At 70.5% G+C, this 4,365-nt stretch carries 5 protein-coding genes and 1 pseudogene; 2 read left to right on the top strand and 4 right to left on the bottom strand.

Translation table 11 applies throughout. The annotated features are described in order from the left end of the window. From KME75_RS40180 to KME75_RS40170, 3 genes are all read right to left on the bottom strand, one after another. The coding region (locus tag KME75_RS40180; protein WP_219420240.1) for a SidA/IucD/PvdA family monooxygenase at positions 1 to 152 on the bottom strand (152 nt) is incomplete at its 3' end. A gap of 555 nt (positions 153 to 707) precedes the next feature. Further along, positions 708 to 1,169 (bottom strand): CBS domain-containing protein, encoded by a 462-nt coding sequence (locus tag KME75_RS40175; RefSeq protein ID WP_219420239.1) that lies wholly within the window; start codon positions 1,167 to 1,169, stop codon positions 708 to 710. 3 nt (positions 1,170 to 1,172) lie between these two features. Further along, positions 1,173 to 1,925 (bottom strand): rhodanese-like domain-containing protein, encoded by a 753-nt coding sequence (locus tag KME75_RS40170; RefSeq protein ID WP_219420238.1) that lies wholly within the window; start codon positions 1,923 to 1,925, stop codon positions 1,173 to 1,175. Between the two features lie 196 nt (positions 1,926 to 2,121). Here KME75_RS40170 and KME75_RS40165 point away from each other — a divergent pair, with 196 nt between their 5' ends. Together KME75_RS40165 and merB are read left to right on the top strand one after the other, a co-directional pair. Next, positions 2,122 to 2,544, top strand: coding sequence for a MerR family transcriptional regulator (locus KME75_RS40165; RefSeq protein WP_219420237.1), 423 nt, complete (start codon positions 2,122 to 2,124; stop codon positions 2,542 to 2,544). After that, positions 2,541 to 3,323 carry an organomercurial lyase gene (merB, locus tag KME75_RS40160; RefSeq protein WP_219420236.1) on the top strand — a complete coding sequence of 261 codons (783 nt, stop codon included), beginning with the start codon at positions 2,541 to 2,543 and terminating at the stop codon, positions 3,321 to 3,323. Before KME75_RS40165 ends, merB begins: the two co-directional genes overlap by 4 nt. Before the next feature lie 675 nt (positions 3,324 to 3,998). Here the strand turns inward: merB and KME75_RS40155 are convergent. Beyond that, positions 3,999 to 4,253, bottom strand: a pseudogene (locus KME75_RS40155) (transposase); the annotation flags it as partial. Positions 4,254 to 4,365: the final 112 nt, after the last annotated feature.

The following is a 4,365-nucleotide window of genomic DNA, read 5'->3' as shown; positions in this document are numbered from 1 at the left end:
AGCAACATGCCCCGGTGCCAGCCGAAACGCTCCTGCCGCTCGACGAACCGGGCCTCGACCGCACCCCCGCCCGGCTGCTCGGCGAGCGCGATCGCGAGCCCGAGGTTCGAGGGGCCGAAGCCCACCCTCACCACGTCGAAGACCTGCGGCATCGTCGTCCTTCCCGGCCGCACCCGGCGCGCAGCCTGCTATGGGCACCCTTATCTAAGGGAAGGCTAACTTCAAGAGCACGGGGCGATTTCGCCGGTGATCCCCGGCCGGACACCCGCGGCCGGGAGACGACCACGAGTCCGCCGAGCAGCAGGACCACCTCCGCCGCGACGGGTACCGAGAGGTGTTCGCCGAAGACCAGGACACCGAGCGCGGCGGCGAACAGCCGCACCACGCTGACCGCCGGGGCGGGTCGAGGACCGACCAGTGCCTCCCCCGTCCAGTCACGGCCAGCGCACGCTGCGGCGGGTGGTCGTGGTCGCGCAGCCGGCCGAGCAGCGCTGGGAAGTCGAGGACGCCCTTTGCCCAGCAGACGATCTCACCGTCGAGAACGGTGCCGGAGGTGCACTCGCTCGGTGACCGCGGCCACGATCTCGGGGAAGGCGTGGATGAGGCTGCGCGCCCTGACGAGACTGCAACCTCGCCTTTCCGCCGCGGCCCCACCACGCACAGCCGCGGCCAGTTGACCGAACTCTGGGTCCGGAGCTCAAACGGCTTCAGCCCTGCTCTATGTGGGTTGTGCCGAGTAGGTGGCCGTCGGGATCGGTCACGATCGCGTAGGTGAGGCCCTTGTCGGCGAGCCGGTGGTGGACGTCTGCTCTGGGTTGGTGTGGGCGGAATGTGGAGGGCCCGGGTTCCATGGCGTCTTCGGCCGTGGCGTCGGGGTTGGCTCCGTGCAGGGTGCTGCTGCGCAGGCGGCCGAGGAGGACGCCGGCGGCGGTGGTGACGAGCGCGAATTGGTACGCAGATCGTTCCACCCGGTCGCGGACGTCCCGGATCGGCTCGTCTGGGCGGGCGGTGACGACATTGTGGCGCAGCTGTTGGCCGACGGTCGGGGTGTCGGCTGCGGTCCCCTCGATGGGCAGGTAGCGGGCGAGCCAGTCGATCTTGCCGGTGACGTAGTCATAGACCTGGGTGAAGCCGAGCGTGGCGAGCCGGCACGCGGCTCGGGGGCTCATGTCTCAAAGGGCGTCCCAGCAGTAGACGATCACGGGTCGGCCGAGATCGAGGTCTGCGGTTGTCGCGGCATCGAGGGTCTTGAGGGGAATGTTGAGCGCGCCGGGCAGGTGCATCTCGGTGTACTCCTCGGCCGGGAGCACCTCGACCAGCCGGGCGCCCTCGTCCAGCAGCCGCCGGAGCGCGGGGTAATCGATCGGCGTCGGGTTCATGAAGGGTGCCTCCTCGTGTTCGGACGAGTTCGGGTCAGGATCGGCGACCGCGCAGGACCAGGCGCATTCGGTGATGGCTGCGACGGCGAGCTCGAACGCGCGGTGGGCGGAGAATCCGCGCAGATGAGTGACGAGCGGGTAGGGGCGGTTGGGTGCGGAGAACCAGAGGGCCGGTATCAGGAGTTCGTCGCCGATCAGGCCCATCGCGGCGCCGGTGGCCAGACCCGCGGGAAGGGGGCGCAGCCGCGCCGCGCCGCGCAGCAGCCCATATCGGGGCGCCAACGAGATGACGAGGCCCTGATGGAACCCAGCGACGCCTTGTCGAGCTGTGGGGTGGACCTGCGCAGCCCGAGACGGCGGGTGATCTTCTCGGCGACGATGCGGTAGGGCCGGCGGGATCGGGCACCGTCCCCCCGGGCGGTGCTCCTCGGACTCAAGCTGGTAAAGCTTCTGCGAGACCGGCTCCATCGCCTTGTTGCCCAGGTCGCCGGCCAGAGCGGCGACAGCAGCGTCTTCGACAGTGCCGGTTGTTGTCCTCGACGGCATCCAGTGGTGCCTCCTCGGCCTGGGGGTCGCTGGCGGGTTTCCCGTGCGGCATCGCTTGTATCCACAGCTCGTGCGGACGGGCGTGCCCGCCACAACCCACGGGCCGAGTCGCGGCGCTACGCGGCCGCACCGGTTTGGGAGAGCCGTGACGAAGGGCTCGACTTCGTAGCGGGGTACGGGGTCGACGATGTGAGGCATGCGCACGAGCGAGCTGGCCGGGCAGGCCGGGGTGCACCCGGAGACGCTGCGCTACTACGAGCGGCGCGGGCTGCTGGCCGAGCCGCCCCGCAGCCCGGGCGGCTATCGGGACTACCCGGACGCGGCGGTGGAGCTGCTGCGGTTCATCAAGCGCGCCCAGGAACTCGGGTTCACCCTCGACGAGGTCGAGGAACTGCTGCACCTGAACCAGGGCGGCCCGGAGGGCTGCCACGCGGCCCGGGCGCTGGCCGAGGCGCGCAAGGCCGACCTGGAGGCCAGGATCGCGGACCTGCAGCGGATGCGCGACTCGTTGACCGACCTGATCGCCACCTGCGAGTTGCCGCGGGCCGACCGCAGCTGCCCGCTGCTGGCGGCGATCGACAACCAGTCACCCCAGCACTCCACGGGAGCGGACCGATGACGGCGAAGCTGGAAGTTCTGCACGTGCCCGACTGCCCGAACCTGCCGCCGCTGCTGGACCGGCTCCGGGCACTCACCGACCTGCCGATCACGACCCGGGAGATCCGCACCACTGCTGACGCGGCCGCATTCGGGATGGCCGGATCACCGACGCTGCTGGTCAACGGCCGCGACCCGTTCCAGGTCGCGGACCGGCCCGATCATGGGGTGGCGTGCCGGATCTACCGTGACGAGCACGGCCGCCCGGTGCCGGCCCCGTCCCTCGCCCAACTGCGCACCGTGCTCGCCGCCGCGGGTACCACGCTGCTCGGAGAAGCGAGCATCGCGGCGGACGGCAGATCGGCCGAGTGCGCGGCAGGTGAGCCGGCACAGCCGGGCGCCGTGCTCAGTGCCTGGCGCACGCGGGCGGTACCGCTGGACCCGGTCGAGAAGGCGGTGCACCAGGCGATCCTGCGCGGGTTCGCCGCCACCGGCCAGGCACCGGCGGAATCCGATCTCGACCCGGTCACCGCGCGCGCCGGCCGCTCGACGAGCCACGTGCTGAGCGCACTGCACGAGCTGGACCCGCCGATGGCCGTCGTGTCCCGCGTGCGGCCCGACTCCGCCGTGGCCGACGTGCGCGCCGAGATCTGCGCCCTTGGCAACTTCTTCAGCTCCGCCGACGCCGCCGCCGACTGGCAGGCGCACTACCCGCAGGGCGCGCTCGTCCCGATCACCGAGGACTTCGCGGTCAACCGGGAGGCCGTCATCGAGCTCAGGTGGGCAGCCACCCGAGCATGAGACCGCTCCGCGCACCGCGACCACCACGCGGATCTTCCCGAGGAACCGCGGGACCGGCTGGCGTGTGACCGCTGACGAGCCGGCGCGGCCCAGCAGTCGGCCCGCTGCGCTGAGTCCCGCTCGCGGCGGAACCCCGGCACACACGTCGTGACATCGCCGGGCTCGAGGTCTGGCCGCAGGCGCACGAAGCGCGCGCGTGTCGCCACCGGTGGTTCTCGAACGCGGTGTCCACCTCAACCTCGACCACGGCGGCGGGCGCGACCCGCAGGTAGTCGATCAGCTGGCCGAGCAACTACCCGAATTGACTCGACGGGATCGCCTGCGGCCACGGATGGTGGCCGGCTCCGGGAGCGAGCATCCGGCGACCTCGGCGCGCTGGTCACGGGTCCGTGGGTGGGCGGTTGACGACAAGCCCCATCGCCAGCCGCCAGGATAGCCGCTCCAGGCCCGCCTGAGGCAAGCACCTCGGGCTGGTCGGGTGCAGGTGGCCCAGCCGAGGTCTGGGCCATTCCGAGGTTGCTCCGACCGTTCGCACTGCTGGAGATTGCCCTCTGACAGCCGCAGCGCGCTGGTCGACGTCGAAACCCCAATCGCCTCCCGCCTCTGCTAGGAGCCGCCCTGGTCAAGTCCCCGGACGTGGTGTTTCGCGGTCGGTGCATGATCCTTTTGTAGTTGTCAGGCGCTGAGCGCTGGGATGTCGCTGGTGGGGACCTCCTCGGGTGTGGTGGCGGGATCTGCGACGGGGGTGATGCGGGCCTTAGCGAGGATCTCCAGGCCGAGGTAGCGGCGGCCTTCGATCCATTCGTCGTGTTGCTCGGCCAGGACGGCGCCGACCAGGCGGATCAGAGCGTCGCGGTTCGGAAAGATCCCGACCACGTCGGTTCGGCGGCGGATCTCTCGGTTCAGTCGCTCAATGGTTATCTTGAGCCAGCAGGATGATCAAGCCTGTGAGCTGCTGGTTTGCGTCGTGAACAGTGTCGCTGACGTGGCTGGTCAGAGCGTTTGGCTCGGTGTGGAAACTCGTGGTCTCGGCGTGTCGTGT

This window comes from Pseudonocardia nigra, from assembly GCF_019396355.1.
In the GTDB taxonomy this organism is placed as follows: Bacteria; Actinomycetota; Actinomycetes; order Mycobacteriales; family Pseudonocardiaceae; genus Pseudonocardia; species Pseudonocardia nigra.
The sequence above is the reverse complement of the archived record's forward strand: the minus strand, read 5'-3'. Positions and strand labels throughout refer to the sequence as shown.

Coding starts and splice junctions, on each gene's coding strand:
- merB (WP_219420236.1), top strand. CDS start 2,541: ATGACGGCGAAGCTGGAAGTTCTGCACGTGCCCGACTGCCCGAACCTG.
- KME75_RS40170 (WP_219420238.1), bottom strand. CDS start 1,925: ATGCCGTCGAGGACAACAACCGGCACTGTCGAAGACGCTGCTGTCGCC.
- KME75_RS40165 (WP_219420237.1), top strand. CDS start 2,122: ATGCGCACGAGCGAGCTGGCCGGGCAGGCCGGGGTGCACCCGGAGACG.
- KME75_RS40175 (WP_219420239.1), bottom strand. CDS start 1,169: ATGAGCCCCCGAGCCGCGTGCCGGCTCGCCACGCTCGGCTTCACCCAG.